This is a genomic window from Nonomuraea rosea, assembly GCF_039539705.1.
GTDB lineage: Bacteria > Actinomycetota > Actinomycetes > Streptosporangiales > Streptosporangiaceae > Nonomuraea > Nonomuraea rosea.
Map to the genome: position 1 here is coordinate 118591 of NZ_BAABDQ010000037.1, position 20945 is coordinate 139535.

Consider the following 20945-nt stretch of genomic DNA (forward strand, 5'->3'; position numbering starts at 1 on the left):
GCGGCTCACGCTAGGAGCCGGGGGCCTGGCGGGTCTTCCGCCACCGTGATGAAAGTCCCGGCGAGCCTCCGGGAGGAGGTCCCCCTCCCGGAGGTGGGGGTCAGGTCGTACCGAGGGCGACCGTCGGGGAGAGCCGGGCCGCCCGCACGGCCGGGTAGAGGCCGGCCACGGAGCCGATGACCACGACCGCGGCCAGCCCGCCGCCGACCGCCCAGGGCGGCACCACCGTGGGCAGGCCGTTGGACAGCGCGTAGCCCGAGGTCACGAGCGCGCCGAGGGCCAGCCCCACCACGCCGCCCAGGCCGGACAAGAGCAGCGACTCGGCCAGGAACTGGGCCCGGATGTGACCCCTGGTGGCGCCGAGTGCCCGGCGCAGGCCGATCTCCTTGCGCCGCTCCAGCACCGAGACGACCATCGTGTTGGCCACGCCCACGCCGCCGACCAGTAGCGCGACGGCTCCCAGGCCGAGCAGCAGGTTGGTGAAGGCGCCCGCCGTGGCCGCGCGGGCTGCCAGCGCGTCCGACGGACGGCTGACGGTGACCTCCTCCGGGTGTTCGGGGTTCACCGTGCGCGGCAGCACGCTCCTGACCGTCTCGACGGCCTCAGGGGTGGAGCGTTCGTAGAGAGTGGTCGGATGGCCGTCGAAGCCCAGCAGCTCCTTCGCGCCGTTCCAGCCGACGAGCGCCGCGCGGTCGATGCCGGGCGCGAGCGGCACCGGATCCAGCACGCCGAGCACGGTGTACCAGCGCCCGCCCAGCCATACCTGCGAGCCGGGGGCGGTCACGCCCAGCCGGCGCGCGGCCAGGTCGCCGAGCACCACGGTGGGGAAGCGCTCGGTGGCTTCGGTGAACCAGGAGCCGGTGCGTACCCGGCTCTGTACGGTGTCCAGCAGCCCCAGCGTGGCCGCGCGGACCGAGATCCCGCCGGTGCGCTCGGCCGGAACCCGGTCGGTGCGATAGACGCTCGCCTCCAGATCTCCGGTGGCGGCCACCGTGTAGACGTCGTCGATCCTGCCCGCCATGGCCACCGACTGCTCCGGCAGCTTGGCGTCCCCGCCCATCAGGGTCTGCCCGGCCTTGACGGTCAGCATGTTGGTGCCGAGTTCGTCGAGCCTGCGCAGGAGGTCCGCCTGGCTGGAGGAGGAGATGCCGACCACGGCGACCATGGTGGCGATGCCGATCGCGATGCCCAGCGAGGCGAGCACGACGCGCATGCGACGTACCCGCAGGCCGGCCAGCCCGACTCTGAGCAGGTCGCGCGTGGTCAGCCGGGCCGGCCGGACGGTCGTCGCGCCGCCTTCCCCGAGCCGCGGGCGGGTCATGCGACGTTCCTGACGTCGGACACGACGCGGCCGTCGCGCATCCCGACCTGGCGGCCCGCCGCGGCGGCCACCTCATGGTCGTGCGTGATGATGGCGATGGTGGTGCCCTCGGCGTTGAGCGACCTGAGGACGTTCAGCACCTCGGCGCCGGAGGCGGTGTCGAGATTGCCGGTGGGCTCGTCGGCGTAGAGGATCGCCGGCTCCCGGACGGCGGCCCTGGCCACGGCGACGCGCTGCTGCTCGCCACCGGACAGCTCGTGCGGGCGGTGCCGCATGCGGGCGCCCAGGCCGACCCGTTCCAGCGCCTGGGCCGCACGCCGGCGCCGCTCGGGCAGCGGGACGCCCGAATAGAGCATGCCGTCGGCCACGTTGTCCAGCGCGGAGACCCCCGCGGCCAGGTGGAACTGCTGGAAGACGAAGCCGAGCAGCGAGGCACGCAGGCCCGACAGGTCACGGTCCGGCAGGCGGCCGGCGTCGTGACCGGCGATGATCACCCGGCCCGAGGTCGGGCGGTCGAGCACGCCCATCATGTGCAGGAGCGTCGACTTGCCCGAGCCGGAGGGGCCGACGATGGCGAGCAGCTCCCCGGGGTGGATGTCCAGGTCGACGCCGCGCAGTGCGGCCACGCCGCCGTCGTAGGTCTTCACCACGCTCTCCAGGCTGACGATGGGCGTCACGTGGCCGGCACCCCCACCCGCATGCCCTCGGTCAGACCGTCGCCCGACACCTCGACGCGGCCGCCGGCGAAGATCCCGGCCTTGACGGGCACGACCCGTACGGAGGAGCCTTCGACGACCTCGACGCCGTAGCCGCCCGCACGCAGCGCGAGCAGCGCCTCCACCGGCACCGACAGCACGTCGCGGCGGGTCTCGCTCTGCAGCTCGACGCTGACCGGCGCCTGGTCGAGCGTGCCGGCCTTGGCCGGATCGTCCAGGGTGACGCGGACCTCCACGGTGGACGCGCCGTCCTCGGCCGGCTTGGCCACGGTGCCCACCGCCGCGATCTTGCCCGTCAACTCCAGCTCGCCGGGGAGCTGGAGCTGGACGGGGGCGCCCTTCTCGGCCAGGCTCTGGCGGCCGGCGTCGAGCTGCACGGTCACGATCTTCCCGACGCCCGTGACCGTGAGGAGGGTCTGTCCCGGGCGGACCGTCGTGCCGGTGGCGGCGCGCAGGGCCTGGACGCGTACCTCACCGGGCAGGAACACGACCTGGGACTTGGTGACCTCGCCGGTCACCGGCAGGCCGGCGGCCTTCTGCCAGGCGCACACGGCATTAACCGTGGACCAGTCGAAGTGATCGTCGACCTTGAGGTCGTGGCGGAGCGCCTTGAGGTTCTTCTCCAGGTGGCGCACGTCCGCGCCGTCGCTCACCCCGAGCTCCAGGGTGCGGTGCATGGGCTTGGGGCCGTACATCAGGGTCACGGGGTCGCGGTCGACCTCGTAGAGCTCGCCGCCGCGGCGGACGACCGCGCCCTCCGCGGGCAACGCGGTGAGCGTGCCGCCCGCGGAGTTGACCACCGGCCGCTCGGCGCCGTGGCCGAGGACGCCGCTGACGGTCAGGGTGTCCACCATGTCGCCGCGCTGCACCGCCGCGGTGGCCGGAGGCAGCGGCGTCGCGCCTCCTCCCGCCACCGCGCCCTCGCCCGGCACCAGCAGGGCCACCGCGGCGGCCCCTCCGCCTATCAGCAGCACGGCGGCGGCGGATGCGATCAGCCCGCGCCTGCTCACCGCGCGCCGCCGGGACCGCCACCGGGCAGTTTGCTCTCACAAGCCTTGTTGGCCTTGACGTACTGGGGGGAGTCGGTGGCCGTCTTCGACTCCATCAGGATCTCACCGTTGGCGTCGGCCTTCGGGTCGGGCATGTCGACGCCGTTCTCGCGCATGCAGACGGCGTAGGCGAGGTACTTGTCCATCACGCTCGGGTCGTTGGCGTTGGGCCGGTCGCCCGCGGCCGGCTGGACGTACTGCCGGCAGGCCTCCTGGGCCTTCTCCAGCGTCTCCTGGCTGACGCCGGTGTCGGCCGCACTGAGCCGGCCGCTCTCCCGGGGGTCCTCCACCGGGACGCCGTTCTCCTGCATGCAGGTCATCCAGCGGGCCAGGCCGTCCTCGGTGCCGCCGGTCGAGGACGCCGACGCCGACGCCGAGGGCTGGGGCCGGGCTGCGCTCGGCTCTCCTGGCGGGCTGGAACAGGCCTGGAGGGCCAGCACGGCGGTACAGATAAGGATCATGGACCAAAGTGGTCTCATCTTCGATCACCTCCGAGCACAATCTCTCCGCCGAAGCTGACCGGGCCCTGCCCATTCGCCAGAAAACATCCTGACAGTTCAGTGGTGCCCGCCGGCCTCGTGCGGATGAAGTTTCAGCACCTCAGGGGGCATCACGACGTACGGACGCATCATGTGCATCTCGTGTTCGAGGATGTGGCAGTGGTAGACGTAGCGGCCCACCTGATCGAACTTCCCGAGTACGGTGGCCAGCTCGACGCCTTGCGCCCGTACGACGTCCTTCCAGCCCTGTTCGTGGCCTTCGAGCGGCCCCTGGCGCAGGAACGTGATCGGCTTGGTGGTGCCGCGCACGCTGTCGCTCCAGCCGGTGCGGTCGTAGACGTCCCTGCTCAGGGTCTGGAAGCGGATCATGTGCACGTGCATCGGGTGCGGCTGGCGGGTGAGGATCAGGAAGTTCCACACCTCCCACTGGTCGCGCGGGATGACGAAGTCGCTGCGGTCGGCGTACTCGCCGGCCACCCGCCGGAGGGTCTTGACCGTGCCGTCGGGACCCTGCACCTGGACGATCCCGGCGCTCGGGATGGTGACGGAGCCCGGGTCGACCTCGGCCATCTCCCACATGCCCAGCTCGTTGGGCTGGCCGGTGAAGGTCGCGGCGGGCGGGACGACGATCCACCGGTGCCCGTGCGTCTCGGGGACGTCGTCGTGAGTCAGCCGCTTGAACGACGGCGAGATCACGGCCGGCAACGTGAAACCCCCGCCAGGATCCCCGCCGGACACGTTGATCTTCATGATGTCCGGCTCGGGGATGCCGTTGCGCGGGTTGGGCTGGCCGGGGGTGACGCCCGGATAGGTGTCGACCAGCTTGAGCGTCCTGCCGGCCAGCGCGGAGAAGTCCACCAGCACGTCGGCCCGCTCGGCCGGCGCGAGCGTGAGCGCCCCGGTCACCGGCGCCGGCGCGCCGAGCAATCCCGAGTCCGAGCCGATCACCTTCATCGCCCCGGACAGCGGTTGCCCGTCCTGGTCCAGCAGCATCAGCCGGTATGTGCGCGCGTTGGAGGCGTTCAGCACCCGGAAGCGGTACCAGCGCGGCTCCACGTCCAGATACGGCCACACGACGCCGTTGACCAGGTTGTACGGCCCCAGGAAGAAGCCGGGAGAGGGCGGTTCCACCCGTTCCAGGATGACTTTGTGCAGCAGCCGCCCGTCGGGCGTGCCCTCGGAGCCGAGGTCGAAGTTGCGGTCGCAGAGCACCAGCGGGATCTCCTGCCTGCCGCGCGGCAGCCCGAGTGCCGTCTCCTCCTTGTCCCGGACGAGGTACATGCCGACCAGTCCGGAGAAAACGGTGAACCTGGTCAGGTGCATGGCGTGGTCGTGGTACCAGAGCGTGGTCGCCGGCTGGTCGTTGGGGTATTCGGAGAGCTGGGCGTCGCCGGGGTGAACCGCGTTCTCGGCCCAGCCGTCGTTGCCGCCGCCGGTACGCGAGCCGTGCAGATGCACCGCTGCCCAGGCGGGTAACGCGCGGACCTCGGGGACCGGCTCGACGCCGTCGCGGCCGGGGTAGTTCGCCGGCGGCTTGTCCGCCGGCAGCCCCTCGTCGGACACCTGAACCGCTTCGAGCGGGATGGGGGCGGCGAGCTGGTTGACCCAGGCGACCCTGACCCGCTGGCCGCGCTCCACCTCGATCGTCGGCCCGGGGAAGGAGCCCTCATAGGTCCACAGGCGGGTGGGAGGCATCTGGGAGTGCAGCCGCCGCTCGGCCACCCGCATCCGGATCGTCAGCTCCCACAGCGGCCCCCGCTGCCGCGGCTTGACGACCGGCGGGATCGGCAGCCGGTCCACGAACTTGTCCAGCACCAGCGCCGGCTCCCTGGGCGGCTCGCCCGCGCGGGCCCGCGCCTGCGTCCATCCCCATCCGCCCAGTGCCACTCCGATCGCCGCGCCGGTGCCGGCGAACGCCTGGCGCCGGGTCGGTCTCCTCCGGAAAACACCCTCTTCATCCACGGCCGCCACGCTAGGCACCCCCTGTTGCACAGGTCTTCCACCACGGTGATGAGAAGACTTCTCATCCTTTGGACGAGACCTCATCGAAACGGTCGGGGCTGAACGCCACCTGACCACAGGCAGACCGTTCAGTCAGCGGCGGGCAGGCGCACCCGGAAGACCGCGCCGGGACCGGGGTCGGCCTCGGCCACGCCTCCGTGCGCGACGGCGAGTGCGGAGACGATGGCCAGACCCAGCCCGCTGCCGCCCTCGCCGCGCGAGCGGGCCTGGTCGGCCCGGTAGAACCGTTCGAAGACCCGCTCGGCCTGTTCGCGGGACAGCCCAGGGCCCTGGTCGGCGACCTCCAGCACGACGGCCGGCGCCCCGTCGTCCAGCCGGCCCTCCAGCAGCCGGACCTCGACGGCGGTGCCCGGCGGTGTGTGCCGTACCGCGTTGCTGAGCAGGTTGCCGATGACCTGGCGCAGCCGCGACTCGTCGCCGATCACCAGCGGCGCGTTCTCGCCCTTGACGGCGAGGTCGATCCTGCGGTCGCGGGCCAGCAGCGCCCACTCCTGCACGGCCTCGGCCGCGACGGCAAGCAGGTCGACCCGGTCGCCGCGCAGCGGCCTGCGCTGGTCGAGATGGGCCAGCAGCAGGAGGTCCTCCACCAGCAGGGTCATCCGGCCCGCCGCCCTGCCGATCCTCGAGACCAGCTCGTCCTCGCCGCGCTGGCGGGTGTACAGGTCGGCGAAGCCGCGGATGGCGGTCAGCGGCGTGCGCAGCTCGTGCCCGGCGTCGGCGACGAAGCGCCGCATGTACGCCTCGGAGGCGGCCCTGGCCCGGAAGGCGGCCTCGATCTGGGCCAGCATGCCGTTCAGCGCCCGCGCCAGCCGCCCCACCTCCGTCCTGTCATCGTCCGCCTCGACCCGTTGCGACAGGTCGCCCGCGGCGATGACCTCGGCCGTGCGCTCGATCTCCTGCAGCGGCTGCATGCTGCCCTGGACGACGGCCACCCCGGCGGCGGCCACGATCGCCACCACGATCAGCGCCACGACCGCGTCGATCCAGGCCATCTGGGCGACGGTCTCGTTCACTTGGGTGAGAGGCATCGCCACGACGAGCTGACCGTCCTTGAAGACCCGCCAGCTCTCCACGGTGGACAGGCCCGCGGGCAGGCTGTCCGGCAGCGCGGCCTCGAAGGCCGGGTCGGCGCTCCTGGAGCGGGCGATCACGCTGCCGTCCTGGCCGATCTGCAGCACGGAGACGTCGCTCGGCACATAGACGAGGAGCTGGCCCTGCGGGCTGGGACGCTCGTCGCGCATGTCGTTGTGCAGGGTCTCGGTGACCCGTGCGAGCTGGTCGTCCGCCCGGTCGAGCAGGCGGTCGCGCAGCAGCAGCACACTGGCCGCGCTGATCACCACCGCCGCGACCGTCACCAGCAGCACCACGGTGACGGTGAGCTTGACGCGGAGGGGCGTCCTGCTCGCCCGCCTGCTCACTGGGGTGGCCTGAGCACGTATCCGACACCGCGCAGCGTGTGGATGAGCCGCGGGTCGCGGTGGTCCACCTTCCTGCGCAGGGCGGAGATGTACTTCTCCACGATGCCGTCGGCGCCCCGGAAGTCGTAATGCCAGACGTGGTCGAGGATCTGGGCCTTCGACAGCACCCGCCCGACGTTGAGCATGAAGTAACGCAGCAGGTTGAATTCGGTCGGGGAGAGCTGGACCGGCTCGCCGCCGCGCCAGGTCTGGTGGCTCTCCTCGTCCAGCTCGATGTCGGCGAAGGTGAGCCGGGACGGCGGCGCGCTCGCGCCCTCGCGCAGCCGCCGCAGCACGGCCCTGATCCGGGCGACGACCTCGTCGAGACTGAACGGCTTGCTCACGTAGTCGTCGCCGCCCAGGGTGAGCCCCTTGATCCGGTCGTCCACCGAGTCACGGGCGGTCAGGAACAGCACCGGAGTGCGATCACCGCCGGAGCGTAACCGTTTGATCACCTCGAACCCGTCGAGGTCGGGCAGCATGACGTCCAGGATGATCAGGTCGGGGCGGTGCCGTAGCGCCGCCTCGATCGCGCCCATCCCCCTGGCCAGGCTCACCACCTCGAACCCGGAGAAACGCAGGCTGGCCGCGAGCAGCTCGCGGATGTCGGGCTCGTCCTCGATGACGAGCAGCCGTGCCTCCGGTCTTCTGCCTGTCTCGGCCACGCTTCCGCCCCGCTTCCCGTCGCCGGCCTCGCCGATCATCATCATCGGCCAGACTGACGAAAAGCTGAAGGTCCGCTGACCGCCACGTCACGGTCCTCCTCCGAGCAGCTCGTGCACGAAGCACGTGGTGTGCTCGCCCGCGGCGAAGACGGGATGCCCGATGAGCCTGCGCAGCAGCGGGATGGTGGTGACGACGCCGGGCCCCTCGACGGCGAACTCCGACAGCGCCCGGTCGGCCCGCGCGATCGCCTCCGCCCGGGTGGGCGCCCAGACGATCAGTTTGGCCAGCAGCGAGTCGTAGTACGGCGGCACGGAGTCCCCGCGGACGAACCCCGAGTCCACCCGCGTCCACGGGCCGCCTGGCACGTCGAAGACCTCCAGGAGGCCCGGCGACGGCCGGAAGCCCGCCTCGGGGTCCTCGGCGTTGACCCGGCACTCGATGGCCGCGCCGGCCGGGCGCACGTCCTCCTGCTTGACGCTGAGCGGCAGCCCGGCGGCGATCCTGATCTGCTCGCGGATCAGGTCGATCCCGGTGAGCGCCTCGGTGACCGGGTGCTCGACCTGGATGCGGGCGTTCAGCTCCATGAACGTCACGGTGCCCGCGTGGTCCACCAGGAACTCCATCGTGCCCGCGCCGGTGTATCCGACGGCCCTGGCGCCCGCGACGGCGTACTCGCCCAGCTCGGACCGCGTCCGCTCGTCGAGCCCTGGCGAGGGCGCCTCCTCGACCAGCTTCTGGTTGCGCCGCTGCAGCGAGCAGTCGCGCTCGCCCAGGTGGACGACGTTGCCGACCTCGTCGCCGAGCACCTGGACCTCGACGTGGCGGGCTCGTCCGACGTACCGCTCCAGGTACACCTCGCCGTCGCCGAAGACCGCGCGGGCCAGCGCCACGGTCTCCCGGTAGACGCGCGGCAGCTCGGCGGTGCTCCTGACGACGCCGATGCCCCGGCCGCCGCCGCCCGCGGCGGCCTTGACCACCAGCGGGTAGCCGATCTCGGCGGCCACCCGTTCGGCCTCGGCCCGCGTGGGCACGGCCCCATCGCTGCCGGGCAGCACGGGCAGCCCGGCGGCGCGCATCAGCTCGCGCACCTTGGCCTTGTCGCCGACTCCGGCCATCACCTCGGGGCGGGGGCCGATGAAGGTCAGGCCATTGTCGGCGCAGACGGTGGCGAAGTCCGGGTCCTCCGACAGGAAGCCGTAGCCGGGGTGCACCGCGTCGGCGCCGCAGCGCAGCGCCGCCTCGATGGGCCCCGGCATGGACAGGTAGCTGCGCCTCGGCGCGGCGGGGCCGATGTGCACGGCCTCGTCGGCGAAGCGCACCACCGCGCTGTCGCGATCGGGCGTGCTGTAGACGGCCACCGTCGCGATGCCGAGCTCGCGGCAGGTCCTGGCGATGCGCAGGGCGATCTCGCCGCGGTTGGCGATGAGCACCTTGCGGAACGGCGGCGCGGTCATGCGTCCGTCACCCGCACGCGTACCAGCTCCTGACCGAACTCGACCGGCTGGCCGTCGCCGACGAGGACCTCCACGACCTCTCCCGACCACTCCGACGGCACCTGGTTCATCAGCTTCATCGCCTCCACGATGGCCACGGTCTGGCCGGGCTCGACCCGTGAGCCGAGGCGGGTGAAGGGTTCCGCGCCTGGTTCCGGGGCCACGTAGAACGTACCGACCAGGGGCGCGACGATCGACCTGAGCGACAGGTCGGCGCTCTCCTCCTCCCGGGGCGGCGACTGCCGCTCGGTCGTGGAGGTCTCCTGGTGGGTCCACGAGATCTCCACGCTGCGGTCACCGGCGCGGAGCACGACGCTGGACACCGTGCCGGGGATGGTCTTGACGAGGCTGCTGGCCTCGGCGCGCAGCAGCCGGAACTCCTCGCTCCACTCCTGCTCAGCCATCGGTGACCGGTCCCAGGCCGCGGAACCTGTCGTGGCGGCGCCGGACCAGCTCATCAGGGCGCAGGTGGGCCAGCCGGGCCAGCGTGCGCAGGATCGCGTCCTTGAGGTGGGCGGCGGCCAGCGCGTGGTCGGCCTGGCTGCCGCCCGCCGGCTCGGGCACGATGCCGTCGATCACGCCGAGGCGGAGCAGCTCCGGCGCGGTGAGGCGAAGCGACTCGGCCATCCGGGCCGCCTGGGACGGGCCGCCGGTCAGGATCGTCGAGCAGCTCTCGGGGCTGATGACGGAGTAGCAGGCGTTGCGCGTCATCAGCACTTCGTCGGCCACGCCGAGCGCCAGCGCGCCGCCGCTGCCGCCCTCGCCGGTGACCGTCGCCACGATGGGCACCCGCAGCTCGCCCATCCCGGCGATGGCGGAGGCGATGGCCCACGCCTGGCCTCGTTCCTCGGCTCCGATGCCGGGGGCCGCGCCTTGGGTGTCGATCAGCGTGACCACCGGCAGCCCGTACGACTCAGCCATCCGCATGAGCCGCAGCGCCTTGCGGTAGCCCTCGGGATGGGCCATGCCGAAGTTCCGGGAGACCAGCTCCCGCGTGTCGTGGCCCTTCTGGTGACCGATGATCACGGCGCGGACGCCGTCCATGACCCCGAGCCCGCCGACGATGGCCCGGTCGTCGCCGTGCGTCCGGTCGCCGTGCAGCTCGACGAAGTCCTCGCACATGTGGCCGAGGTAGTCGAGCGTGCTGGGCCGCTGGATGTCGCGGGCGATCCTGACGGTCTCCCAGGCGCTCGCGGCCGGCTCGCCGCCGTCCTCGCCGCAGGCCGCGGGCCCGTCCCGGTACGGGGCCGTCCCGGCGTCCAGCAGGTTGAGCAGGCGGGCCAGCAGCGGCCGCACCGCCTCGCGCGACTCGACCCGGTCGAGCATGCCGCGCGAGAACAGGTACTCGGCCGTCTGGAACCCCTCGGGCAGGCGTTCGCGGGTGGCGGCGGCGATGACGCGCGGCCCGGCGAAGCCGATCAGGCTGCCGCGCTCGGCGACCAGGATGTCGGCCAGCGTGGCGAAGGAGGCGGTGACCCCGCCGAAGGTGGGATCGGTCAGCAGGCAGATGGAGGGCACGCCGGCCCTGCGCAGGCGGCGCAGCGCGGCGGCGGTCTTGGCCATCTGCATGAGCGACAGGGCGCCCTCCTGCATCCGGGCGCCACCACTGGCGGCCACGAGCAGCAGGGGGCTGCGGGTGGCCAGCGCCTCGTCGGCGGCCCTGGCGACCATCTCGCCGACGGCCGAGCCCATACTGCCGCCCATGAACGCGAAGTCCATGGCCAGCGCGATGAGGGGCCGCCCGCCGAGCAGGCCCTTGCCGTAGAGGGCGGCGTCGGCGAGCCCGGTGGCCCGCCGCCCGGCCTCCAGCCGCTCCGGGTACGGGCGCGAGTCGGTGAAGCCGAGCGGGTCGCCGCTGCGCACGCCGGGGGCGGCCTGGAAGGTGTTCTCGTCGAGCAGCAGGCCCAGGCGCTCGCGGGCGCCCAGCCGGTGGTGGTGCCCGCAGTCGGGGCACACGTGCTTGCTGCGGGCCAGTTTGGGCAGGTAGAGCAGGGCTCCGCAACCGGCGCAGGCGGTCCAGGACGTGGTGGCGGCACTCAGCGTGAGGGTCATGAGCTGCGCTCCCACCCGTAGAACTCGCCGGCCATCGCATCGGCCGGGCTGCGCCAGGTGGCGGGGTCGAATGGCTTGACGTATCGGTCGAGGTCGGCGCTGAGCCGCTGGAAGTCGGAGCGGCCTCGGGCCTTGCCGACCTGCTCGCGAGCGTCGCCGTCGAACTCGACATAGTGGAAGTACAGGTCGTGGTACTGGAACAGATGACGGCGGATCACGCCCAGGTCGTGCGGAAGGGCGGTGGCGTCGGAAGCCCCGAAGAGGCGCGCCACGTCGGCCGCCGCCCCGGGCTCCAGGCGGGCCACGATCAGACTCCTGTCGGTCACGAGGTCTCCTCGTCGTCGGGATCTGGACAGCCGCCACGCTAGGAAGCCGCGCGGCGTGTGTCTCCCGCCGCCAACATGAACTCCCGTCTCCCCTTTCCGGTGGACGAGGTCGTCCCGTCGATGGAGTCCCATCCCCTGCCGGGCTGGACAAGCCCGTTCTCGTAGGCGTAGATCACCACCTGCACCCGGTCACGCACCCCCAGCTTCTGATACAGATGCTGAACGTGTGACTTCACCGTCGACTCCCCCAGCACCAGCAACCGCGCGATGTCCTCGTTGCGATGACCCCGCACCAGCAACCGGAACACATCCAGCTCCCGATCCGTCAACCCCACCAGCCCCGGCACCACCGCGGCCGACACCACCGGACGCCGAGCGAACTCCGCGATCAACCGCCGCGTCACCGACGGAGCCAGCAACCCCTCCCCCGACGCCACCGTACGCACCGCCTCCACCAGCAACTCCGGCGACGAATCCTTCAGCACGAACCCCGACGCACCCGCCCGCAGCGCCTCGAAGACGTACTCATCCTGGTCGTACATCGTCAAAATAATCACCTGCGGCCCCGACCCCTCACAGATCCGCCGCGTCGCCTCCAAACCCCCCATCCGAGGCATGTTGATATCCATCAGCACCACATCCGCGTGATTCCCACGCAACCCATGCAGCGCCTCCACCCCGTTGGCCGCCTCCCTCACCACCGACACGTCCGGTACGTCGTCGAAGATGGCGCGTAACCCCCGGCGTACCAGCGGCTGATCGTCCACGAGCATGATCCGGATCATTGATGTCTCCTCCCCGTCGGACACAATGGCCACCCTGAGTGCCGTTCCTGACCCTTTCCTGACCGTCGCCTGACCGTTGGCAGACACATGTGAAGCCGCCGGCGGTCCGGACGGACCACCGGCGGCTCCGGTGACGTACGAGGTCAGCGCCGTCTGTGCATGAGGCGGCGCACGCGCTCCTTTTCCTCCCGGTCGAACGTGCGGGCGTCGTTGCCACGCGGGAACGGCTCCTCGGGCACGGGCGCGCTCAGGAACGCGCACAGCGGCTCCCAGCCCTCGGAGACGTCGTAGACGAGCAGCCGCTCCCCCGGCACCTCGGCCTTGACCTGCTCGATGTGGCGACGGTAGACCGCGATGGCGTGCTCGCGGTCGGCCACCCTGCCGTCGAAGACCCTGCGCATGATCGCCACATCGGTCATCTTGACGAACGCGCCCAGATCCGGAGCGATGCGGGAGACCAGCGCGAACCCGATCCTGGCCATGGGGCGGCGGGCACGCAGGGCCTTCCTGAAGATGGTCTTGGTGGCGCTCTCGTACCAGGAGTCGGGGTCGCGCACGGTGAGGATCACCTTGGCGTCCGGGTAGCGGGCCACCAGCTCCCGCCAGAACGCGGCGGCGGGAAAGTCGACGACGCTGGCGAATCCCTCGAAGGCGTGGTCCCAGTCGACGGGGCTCCCTTCCGCGGCATCGATCCAGGTACCGATCCTGGCCGGCTCCTCGACGATGTCGAACATGTGATAGCAAGGGCCGTGCCCGAGCAGCTCCAGCGCCGCTTTCAGCGAGGTGGTGCCGGTCCGGCCGAAGCCGACGCCGATGGCCTTCATCAGTGTGTTCCGTGAGCGCCGTGCGAGTGGCCGGCACCGTGCCCGTACTTCATCATCTCCGTGGGCATGACGACGAACGGCCGCATCATGTGCACCTCGTGCTCCAGCGTGTGGCAGTGGTAGACGAAGCGGCCGACGGCGTTGAACCGCACCGCGATGGTGATCAGCTCGCCGGTGAAGCCCTCGCCGCCCGCGGCCCTGATGACGTCCTTGCGGCCCTGCTCGTGCGGTTCGAGCACGCCGTTGCGCAGGAACTTGATCGGCTTGGTGCTGCCGCGCACCGCCCTGCTCCAGCCGCTGACGTCGTAGATGTCGCGGCTCAGCACGTGGAAGTCGACGGCGTGCACGTGCATGGGGTGCGGCGGGCCGCCGAGATCCAGGAAGCGCCACAACTCCCATTTGCCGCGCTCGATGAGGAAGTTCGCGGTGTCCTGGAAGTTGCGGGAGATGCGCCTGAGCGTCTTGACCTGGCCGTCGGCGCTCTGGACCTGGATGATGCCATCCCCGGGGATCTGCACGGTCGCGGGATCGACCTCCTCCATCTCCCACTGCTCGGCCTCGGCGGGCGCGCCCGGGCGGGTGAGCACGATCCAGCGGTGCTGGTGGTCGGCGGGAACGTCGTCGTGGGTGACGCGCGTGAACGTCGGCGACACCGTGGCGGGCAGCGCGAAGCGGTCGTCGCCGGGCTTGCCGGCCACCCGGAACTGCATGACGTCCGGCTCGTTGATGTTGTTCGACAGGTCGGGCTGGCCGGGGGTGATACCGGGGCGCGTGTCGACCAGCTTGAGCGTCCTGCCTGCCAGCTCCTTGAAGTCGATCAGCACGTCGGCCCGCTCGGCGGGGGAGAGGACCAGCGGCCCGGTCAGCGGCACGGGCGCGCCCAGCAGGCCCTGGTCGGTGCCGATCAGCTTGAACGCCCCGGACACGACCTGGTTCTGCTCGTCGAGCAGGACCAGGCGGTAGACCCGGGAGTTCGACATGTTGAGCATGCGGAAGCGGTACCAGCGTGCGGACACGTCCAGGTAGGGCCAGACCATGCCGTTGACCAGCGTGTACGGCCCGGCGAACGGCACGATGATCTTCATCGGGCTGGCGATCTCGACCTTGTGCAGCAGCTGGCCGTTGGGCCGTTTGCCGGCGTCGAGGTCGAAGTTGCGGTCGCAGAACATGAGGGGGATCTCGTACTTGCCGTCCGGCAGGCCGAGGGATTCCTCCTCGTCGTCGCGCATGACGTACATGCCCGCCAGGCCGGCCATCTGGGTCCAGCGGGTCAGGTGCATGGCGTGGTCGTGATACCAGAGCGTCGTGCCGGCCTGGTCGTTGGGGTACTCGGAGAGCTGGGCGTCACCGGGCAGGATGACGTTCTCGCCCCAGCCGTCGTTGGCGCCGCCCACGTGCGCCCCGTGCAGGTGCACCGCCGCCCACGGCGGGATGTTCTCCACGCCCTCGACCGGCTCGGTCTTCTCCCGGCCCGGCCAGTTGGTGGGGGGTTCGCCGGGGCGGCCGATGGCGTCCTCGGCGGCGCGTACGGCGATGATCGGCATCGTGCCCTGGAGTTGGTTGACCCAGGTCGTCCGTAGCCGCTGACCGCGCCGCACCTCGATGGTCGGCCCGGGGAAGGAGCCCTCGTAGGTCCACAGCGTCGAGGGCGGCAGCTCGGAGTGCAGCCGCCGCTTGATCACCTTCATGCGAACCGTCAGCTCCCACACCGAGCCGTACCGCTGCGGCTTCATGACCGGCGGGATCGGCAGCCGGTCCACGAACTTGTTGATGACCAAGGTCGGGTCCCGCGGCGGCACCCCGCCACGGGCGGTCGCCGCCGCCTTCGGCACCGTCGCCGCCTGGCCTTCGCCACCGAGTCCGAGGCCCAGCGCGGCGAGGCCGCCGGAGCCGAGTAACATCTGGCGCCGCGTGGCACCCTGCTGGAATACACCCGTTTCGTCCACGGCGTCACGCTAGGCACCACCGGCTCGGCCGGTCTTCCACCGCCGTGATGAGAAAGCGTCTCCTCCTTTGGACCATCGCCGCATGCCGTCGTACGAGGCGCACGGGCCGCCGTTCGTGCTAGCGACCGGCGGCCATGGAGGCGTCCTGCCGTCCGCAGCCGGGTTGCACGAGCCCGTTCTCGTAGGCGTAGATCACCACCTGCACCCGGTCACGCACCCCCAGCTTCTGATACAGATGCTGAACGTGCGACTTCACCGTCGACTCCCCCAGCACCAGCAACCGCGCGATGTCCTCATTGCGATGACCCCGCACCAGCAACCGGAACACATCCAGCTCCCGATCCGTCAACCCCACCAGCCCCGGCACCACCGCGGCCGACACCACCGGACGCCGAGCGAACTCCGCGATCAACCGCCGCGTCACCGACGGAGCCAGCAACCCCTCCCCCGACGCCACCGTACGCACCGCCTCCACCAGCAACTCCGGCGACGAATCCTTCAGCACGAACCCCGACGCACCCGCCCGCAGCGCCTCGAAGACATACTCATCCTGGTCATACATCGTCAAAATAATCACCCGCGGCCCCGACCCCTCACAGATCCGCCGCGTCGCCTCCAAACCCCCCATCCGAGGCATGTTGATATCCATCAGCACCACATCCGCGTGATTCCCACGCAACCCATGCAGCGCCTCCACCCCGTTCGCCGCCTCCCTCACCACCGACACGTCCGGTACGTCATCGAACGTGGCCCTCAATCCCCGGCGTACCAATGGCTGATCGTCAACGATCGCCAGACACACGCGCTTCATGCATCCTCTCCTCGGTCGGCAACCAAGCCCTGATGAGAAAGCCCCCGTCGGTCAGAGGACCGCATTCGAATCCGCCGCCCGTCGCGACCACGCCCTCCCGCATGCCGAGCAGCCCGTAGCCGCCGAGCTGGTGCACCTGGTCGTCCAGCTCACCCGTGCCGCTAATAACGCTCACTTTCAGGCCGTCGCCGCCGAAATCGAGATCGACCCGCACGGGCAGGGCCCTGCAGTGTTTAAAGGCGTTCGTCAGTCCTTCCTGGACGAGCCTGAGCGCCACGTCCTCGATGCGCGCCGACACCTGATGCTCGACGCCCCTGACCGTGAACCGCACGGCTTCCGCGTCGCTGGGCAGCCCGGAGATCAGGGCGGCGACCTGCGCCGACAGGGGCGCGGCCGATCCGCGCACGGGGCGCGGCCTGCCGCCGCGCAGCACGCCGATGGCCGTGCGCACCTGGCCGAGGATGTCGCTCACCGTCTCATCGATGGCCTCGGCGACGGGCCTGGTCTGCGGGGCGAGCGCGGGCAGGCGTCTCGCGTGCATGGCGATGAGGAGCAGGCCGTGCCCCAGGCCGTCGTGCAGCTCCCTGGCGATGCGCCGGCGCTCTTCGAGGGTGTCCGCGGAGCTGGGCCGCCGGCTCATGGCGCGCCGCCTGACCAGCCAGAACGCCGCTGCGATCGACAGTCCGATCACGAAGCCGAGCAGGAACGCGGTGAGGTTCTGGCCGGGTCCGAGTAAGGCGCTGTGTAGGCGTGTCAGCGTAGTTACCCCCTGATCTACCCCGATGAGACACGCCGCCTCAAATCCCCGTCTTCGGCGGCGCGGAAACGTACGCGTGCGAAAGAGCCCCAGTGACCTACGCAAACCACATTATGGGCAGATCGATCAGGAAACAATAATTTATCAAATTAACATTGCGTTATAAACACGGCCGCTAAATGCCTATTTTCGGGCATGGTAAATGCCGCCTTTGGGGAAGGCGGCATCTCCATTGTGCGGGGAGTCATTGGTGATGGACGATGCGCTGCACCTCCATTCGCGCTGAGGTACGCAAGGCACGCAGCCGGGCCGTCGCCTCGTCCTGCCCGGGGCTGCGTTCGAAGCGGCGGAAGGACTCCTCGTCCGACCAGTCGGAGGTGATGACGTAGCCGGCGTCCGTGGCGCAGAGCGACTGGCGCAGGCAGCCGGGCTGCCGGCCGGCCCAGGTGGCGGCCCGCTGCCAGGCGAGCTCGAACTCGTCGGCACGAGCAGCGGGCACGGCCATGGTCAGCACGGCGCGCACCGGCCCGCTCACGCCCGGACCCCCAGCTCGAAGATCCGCTCGGCGTTGGCCGTCAGCGTGCCGGGGTCCAGCTCTGACACCAGCTCCGTCATGCGCTTCAGCTCGCCCATGAGCGGGGGCGCGTCCGTGCCGAACAGGACCTGCTCCGGCCCGAAGAAGGCGAGGTTGGCACGCAGTTGCGCCCGGTTCGGGCACGAGGTGTCCACCAGGACCTTGCGCAGTGAACGGCTGGGAACCAGACGGGGCCGCCGGTCGTCCCCGGCACCCGGTCTCGGTGCCATGGCCAGGTCCAGCTTCTCCGCCAGCACGCCGAGCGCGCCGCCACCGCCCGGTGCGATGATCCGCAGCTCCGGATGGCGCTCGAGCCGGCCCGCGCACACCAGGGCCGCCACGCCCATGGTGACGTCGTTGAACCGGGCCAGGTGCTCGACCACGCCCGGCCCCAGGTCCAGCACCGCTTCCGTGCCCACCGGCTCCGCCGGCGGATGCACCAGCACCGGCACACCGGTCTCGGCCGCGAAGGCGAAGAAGTCGTCGGCCCCGGGCGAGCTCAGGAACCGGCCCGCCACGCTGGTGTTGACCACCAAGCCGACGAACTCGGGCTCGGTCAGCAGGTCGGCGGCCTGCGCCAGCATCCTCTCACCCGCGAACGGGTCAAGGTAGGCGTAGCAGCGCAGGTGGGCGGGGTACCGCCGGGCCAGCTCGGCGAGGGCCTCGTTGTGCGCCCGTACGGTGCCCGCGTCCTGGCGGTAGTTGGCGGCCCCTGTGCCCGGCAGCATGGAGCCCGCCCCGACCGGGCTGCCGATGATCGTCATCTCGATGCCGAGGGCCAGCTTGGCCTCGATCATCCCTTCGGGGTCGTGCATCCCCGGCGGCCCGCCCGCCTTCTCACCCGGCGGCGCCAGGTGCCCGTGCACGTCGATGAGCATGCGATCAGCCCGCCTTCCGCGGCGGCGGGCCGGCCAGCGCGCTGCTGAAGCCGAACTTGCCCATGACCGGGACCAGCGAGCCGTACAGGCCGTCAGCGCCCTCCCCGGTCAGAAACGCCACCACCCGCGCGACCAGGTCCGGCGTGACCGCGTGGTCGAAGTCCACGTGCGAGCGCTCCTGCCGGGCCTGCGGCGTGTCGGCCATCGTCATGATGACGGCGTTGGCGTGGATGCCCCGGTGCTTCACCTCGTGCGAGAGCGAGCGCATCCAGGCCGTCAGCGCCGCCTTGCCGGCCGCGTACCCGCCGAGCGCCGCCAGCGGCTCGCTCGCCAGCGGCGAGCCGAAGAACACCAGCCGCCCGCCGCCGTCGAGGTGCGGCAGCACCGCCTGCGTCGCGCAGACGGCCGACAGGAAGTTGACCCGCAGCAGCCGGTCGTACTCCTCGACGCGGGTCATGAAGACGGGGCCGGCGCCGAAGCCGCCCACCATGTGGATGAGCCCGTCGAGCCGGCCCAGCCGCGACACGGCGGCCTCGGCCGCCCCGACCGCGCCCTGCTCGGTGGTCACGTCCGCGGCGAACGTCTCGATGCGGCCCGGCTCGCCGTAGGTGCGCTCCAGCTCGGCCAGGCGCTCCTCGTTCCTACCGGTGAGCAGCAGGGCATCTCCCCGCTTGGCCAGCAGCGCGATCGTGGCAGGCGCCACCTGCCCGGTCGCGCCGGTGATCAGGAACGTCCCGCCGTCGCTCATGCCTCAGCGCCTTCGAGCGGAGCCACGCGGGTGGTGATGTGCTCCATGCCCATGCGCAGGAAGAACTCGCGCGCGCCCTCGGGGGTGTCGGCCGAGCGGCGGTCCTCCTCGACCACGTACTTGTCCAGCTCGCTCTCCACGTACTGGATGCTCGGGTCCTGGGCGATGTGCGCCATGAGCGAAGGCACGTGGCCCTCGATCTCGATCATCCGGACCACGATGCCGTCCTTCATGAAGACGGACGTGCTGAGCATCCTGGTGCCGTCGGCCGTGACCCGCACCGGCGGCGCGTAGTTGGCCAGCAGGTCGCGCACCTTGTCCTCGGTGCCCGGCTTGATCCTGAACATGATGGCCAGTCGCTGCATGGCGATCCTCCATGGTCGCTCGGATTCAGCGCACAGCCTCGCCCTCTCGCCCGCCGCGCGTCTTCCCGCCCACGTACCGATCGCGGCCTCCCCTGCGCGGGGGAGGCGACGTTCCGCGGGTGGTAGACAGCGTTGATAGGCAGGGAACATGGACATCCGACTGGACGGAAAGGCCGCTCTCGTGACGGGCGGCACCCGCGGGATCGGCAGGGCGGTGACGCTCGGGCTGGCCAGGGCCGGCGCCGCCGTGCTGGCCTGCTACCGCACCGAATCCGAGGCGGCGGACAGCCTCGCACGCGAGCTCAAGAGCCTCGGCGGCGAGCATCGCCTGGTCAAGGCCGACGTCTCCGACCCGGCTGAGGTCACCAGGCTCGTCGAGGAGTGCTCCGCCGCCTTCGGCGGCCTCGACATCGTGGTGAGCAACGCCGGCGCGATCTCCCACATCCCCTTCCCCGAGCTCAGCCTGGACGAGTGGCGGCGGATCATCGACACCAACCTGACCGGGGCGTTCACGCTCACGCAGCAGGCGCTGCCGCTGCTGAGGCCCGGCTCGTCCATCGTCTACATCGGCTCGAAGGTGGCGATGGTCGGGCTGCCGCTGCGAGCCCACTACACGGCCTCCAAGGCGGCGCTGATCGGCCTGGCCCGCACGCTCTGCAAGGAGCTCGGCCCCCGGGGCGTCCGGGTCAACGTCGTGGCGCCCGGGATCATCGACACGGCCGGCCTGCCGCCCGAGCGCACCACCCAGTATGAACGGATCATCAGCCTCGGCCGCCTGGGCCGGCCGGAGGAGATCGCGGCCGTGGTCACGTTCCTGGCCAGCGACCTGGCGAGCTACGTCACCGGCGAGACCATCAACGTCGACGGAGGCACCTGACATGACCACGCCCGGCTTCCGCGTGCTGCTCAAGATGCACATCCACAGCGGCATGGAGGACGAGTTCGAGCAGGCGTGGCGATCCGTGGGAGCTGCCGTCACGGAACATCCCGCCAACCTGGGGCACTGGCTGATGCGCAGCACGAGTGAGGACAGCGTCTACTACATCAGCAGCGACTGGGTGGACGAGCGGCGCTTCAGGGAGTTCGAGGAGAGCTGGGAGCACGGCGAGCATCGCGCGCTGCTGCACCCCTATCGCGAGTCGGCCACGATCTCGACCATGCACGTGGTCGGCCACCTGCTCAAGTCCGCCGGGGAGGCGCGATGAGCGTGCGGGTGCTGCTCTGGTACCGGGCGCCGCAGGGTGAGGAGCAGGCACTCCTTGAGGCGTTCCACCTGATCAGCGGCAGACTGGCGGGCACGCCCGGCCTGCTCGGCAGCCAGCTGTGGCGGCCGGCGCACGACCCGGCCGACTTCGTCGTGGTGAGTGAGTGGGAGAGCAGGCAGGCGTTCGAGACGTGGGAACGCGGCAGCGCCCACAAGGCGGACACCGCTGCACTGCGGCCCTACCGGGACCCGCGCAGGGAGCGTCCGTTCATGCTGCTCGACGTGGTGGCAGCCTACTGATGAGCACCGCCACCGCCCGCACGGCGTCGCAGCTCGACGTGCTCGAAGCCGAGGCCATCCACATCATGCGCGAAGTGGCGGCCGAGTTCGAGCGTCCATGTCTGCTCTTCTCCGGGGGCAAGGACTCGATCGTCATGCTCCGCATCGCGGA

At 71.0% G+C, this 20945-nt stretch carries 23 protein-coding genes; 3 read left to right on the forward strand and 20 right to left on the reverse strand.

Annotated features, from left to right (window positions below; translation table 11 throughout):
• Window positions 1–100 precede the first annotated feature (100 nt).
• From ABEA43_RS51255 to ABEA43_RS51350, 20 genes are all read right to left on the reverse strand, one after another.
• On the reverse strand, window positions 101–1321 hold the full coding sequence (locus ABEA43_RS51255) for an ABC transporter permease (RefSeq protein WP_345573525.1): 1221 nt from the start codon (window positions 1319–1321) through the stop codon (window positions 101–103).
• Window positions 1318–1998 (reverse strand): ABC transporter ATP-binding protein, encoded by a 681-nt coding sequence (locus ABEA43_RS51260; RefSeq protein WP_425570573.1) that lies wholly within the window; start codon window positions 1996–1998, stop codon window positions 1318–1320. The genes ABEA43_RS51255 and ABEA43_RS51260 overlap by 4 nt, the downstream gene beginning before the upstream one ends.
• Window positions 1995–3047, reverse strand: coding sequence for a peptidoglycan-binding protein (locus tag ABEA43_RS51265; RefSeq protein ID WP_345573529.1), 1053 nt, complete (start codon window positions 3045–3047; stop codon window positions 1995–1997). The genes ABEA43_RS51260 and ABEA43_RS51265 overlap by 4 nt, the downstream gene beginning before the upstream one ends.
• Window positions 3044–3547, reverse strand: coding sequence for a hypothetical protein (locus ABEA43_RS51270; protein WP_345573531.1), 504 nt, complete (start codon window positions 3545–3547; stop codon window positions 3044–3046). The genes ABEA43_RS51265 and ABEA43_RS51270 overlap by 4 nt, the downstream gene beginning before the upstream one ends.
• 96 nt (window positions 3548–3643) lie before the next feature.
• Complete coding sequence (locus tag ABEA43_RS51275) at window positions 3644–5548, reverse strand: multicopper oxidase family protein (RefSeq protein ID WP_345573534.1); 1905 nt, start codon at window positions 5546–5548, stop codon at window positions 3644–3646.
• Window positions 5549–5676: 128 nt separating this feature from the next.
• Complete coding sequence (locus tag ABEA43_RS51280; RefSeq protein ID WP_345573536.1) at window positions 5677–7026, reverse strand: sensor histidine kinase; 1350 nt, start codon at window positions 7024–7026, stop codon at window positions 5677–5679.
• Complete coding sequence (locus ABEA43_RS51285) at window positions 7023–7769, reverse strand: response regulator transcription factor (protein ID WP_345573585.1); 747 nt, start codon at window positions 7767–7769, stop codon at window positions 7023–7025. Before ABEA43_RS51285 ends, ABEA43_RS51280 begins: the two co-directional genes overlap by 4 nt.
• Before the next feature lie 48 nt (window positions 7770–7817).
• On the reverse strand, window positions 7818–9185 hold the full coding sequence (locus tag ABEA43_RS51290) for an acetyl-CoA carboxylase biotin carboxylase subunit (protein WP_345573538.1): 1368 nt from the start codon (window positions 9183–9185) through the stop codon (window positions 7818–7820).
• Window positions 9182–9628 (reverse strand): acetyl-CoA carboxylase biotin carboxyl carrier protein, encoded by a 447-nt coding sequence (locus tag ABEA43_RS51295; protein ID WP_345573540.1) that lies wholly within the window; start codon window positions 9626–9628, stop codon window positions 9182–9184. The genes ABEA43_RS51290 and ABEA43_RS51295 overlap by 4 nt, the downstream gene beginning before the upstream one ends.
• Window positions 9621–11276, reverse strand: a complete 1656-nt coding sequence (locus tag ABEA43_RS51300) for an acetyl-CoA carboxylase carboxyltransferase subunit alpha (RefSeq protein ID WP_345573544.1) — start codon at window positions 11274–11276, stop codon at window positions 9621–9623. The genes ABEA43_RS51295 and ABEA43_RS51300 overlap by 8 nt, the downstream gene beginning before the upstream one ends.
• On the reverse strand, window positions 11273–11602 hold the full coding sequence (locus ABEA43_RS51305) for a TcmI family type II polyketide cyclase (protein WP_345573546.1): 330 nt from the start codon (window positions 11600–11602) through the stop codon (window positions 11273–11275). Before ABEA43_RS51305 ends, ABEA43_RS51300 begins: the two co-directional genes overlap by 4 nt.
• A gap of 38 nt (window positions 11603–11640) precedes the next feature.
• Window positions 11641–12387 (reverse strand): response regulator, encoded by a 747-nt coding sequence (locus ABEA43_RS51310; protein ID WP_345573548.1) that lies wholly within the window; start codon window positions 12385–12387, stop codon window positions 11641–11643.
• Window positions 12388–12530: 143 nt separating this feature from the next.
• Window positions 12531–13211 (reverse strand): sulfotransferase family protein, encoded by a 681-nt coding sequence (locus ABEA43_RS51315; protein WP_345573550.1) that lies wholly within the window; start codon window positions 13209–13211, stop codon window positions 12531–12533.
• Window positions 13211–15157 carry a multicopper oxidase family protein gene (locus ABEA43_RS51320; RefSeq protein ID WP_345573553.1) on the reverse strand — a complete coding sequence of 649 codons (1947 nt, stop codon included), beginning with the start codon at window positions 15155–15157 and terminating at the stop codon, window positions 13211–13213. Before ABEA43_RS51320 ends, ABEA43_RS51315 begins: the two co-directional genes overlap by 1 nt.
• A gap of 118 nt (window positions 15158–15275) precedes the next feature.
• Complete coding sequence (locus ABEA43_RS51325) at window positions 15276–15968, reverse strand: response regulator (protein ID WP_345573555.1); 693 nt, start codon at window positions 15966–15968, stop codon at window positions 15276–15278.
• Complete coding sequence (locus ABEA43_RS51330) at window positions 15940–16659, reverse strand: sensor histidine kinase (RefSeq protein ID WP_345573557.1); 720 nt, start codon at window positions 16657–16659, stop codon at window positions 15940–15942. The genes ABEA43_RS51325 and ABEA43_RS51330 overlap by 29 nt, the downstream gene beginning before the upstream one ends.
• 310 nt (window positions 16660–16969) lie before the next feature.
• Window positions 16970–17260 carry an antibiotic biosynthesis monooxygenase family protein gene (locus ABEA43_RS51335; protein WP_345573559.1) on the reverse strand — a complete coding sequence of 97 codons (291 nt, stop codon included), beginning with the start codon at window positions 17258–17260 and terminating at the stop codon, window positions 16970–16972.
• Entirely contained in the window at window positions 17257–18177 is a 921-nt protein-coding gene (locus ABEA43_RS51340; protein ID WP_345573561.1) for an amidohydrolase family protein, read from the reverse strand. The genes ABEA43_RS51335 and ABEA43_RS51340 overlap by 4 nt, the downstream gene beginning before the upstream one ends.
• Window positions 18178–18181: 4 nt before the next feature.
• Window positions 18182–18925 (reverse strand): SDR family oxidoreductase, encoded by a 744-nt coding sequence (locus tag ABEA43_RS51345; protein WP_345573563.1) that lies wholly within the window; start codon window positions 18923–18925, stop codon window positions 18182–18184.
• Window positions 18922–19290, reverse strand: a complete 369-nt coding sequence (locus tag ABEA43_RS51350) for a SchA/CurD-like domain-containing protein (RefSeq protein ID WP_345573566.1) — start codon at window positions 19288–19290, stop codon at window positions 18922–18924. Before ABEA43_RS51350 ends, ABEA43_RS51345 begins: the two co-directional genes overlap by 4 nt.
• Before the next feature lie 148 nt (window positions 19291–19438).
• On the opposite strand from ABEA43_RS51350, the gene ABEA43_RS51355 reads away from it, so the two are divergent.
• The 3 genes from ABEA43_RS51355 to ABEA43_RS51365 are packed head-to-tail and all read left to right on the forward strand — an operon-like array spanning window position 19439 to window position 20794.
• Window positions 19439–20167 carry an SDR family NAD(P)-dependent oxidoreductase gene (locus ABEA43_RS51355; RefSeq protein WP_345573569.1) on the forward strand — a complete coding sequence of 243 codons (729 nt, stop codon included), beginning with the start codon at window positions 19439–19441 and terminating at the stop codon, window positions 20165–20167.
• A 1-nt stretch (window position 20168) separates the two neighbouring features.
• Window positions 20169–20495, forward strand: a complete 327-nt coding sequence (locus ABEA43_RS51360; protein WP_345573572.1) for an antibiotic biosynthesis monooxygenase family protein — start codon at window positions 20169–20171, stop codon at window positions 20493–20495.
• Window positions 20492–20794, forward strand: coding sequence for an antibiotic biosynthesis monooxygenase family protein (locus ABEA43_RS51365; protein ID WP_345573574.1), 303 nt, complete (start codon window positions 20492–20494; stop codon window positions 20792–20794). Before ABEA43_RS51360 ends, ABEA43_RS51365 begins: the two co-directional genes overlap by 4 nt.
• Window positions 20795–20945 lie beyond the last annotated feature (151 nt).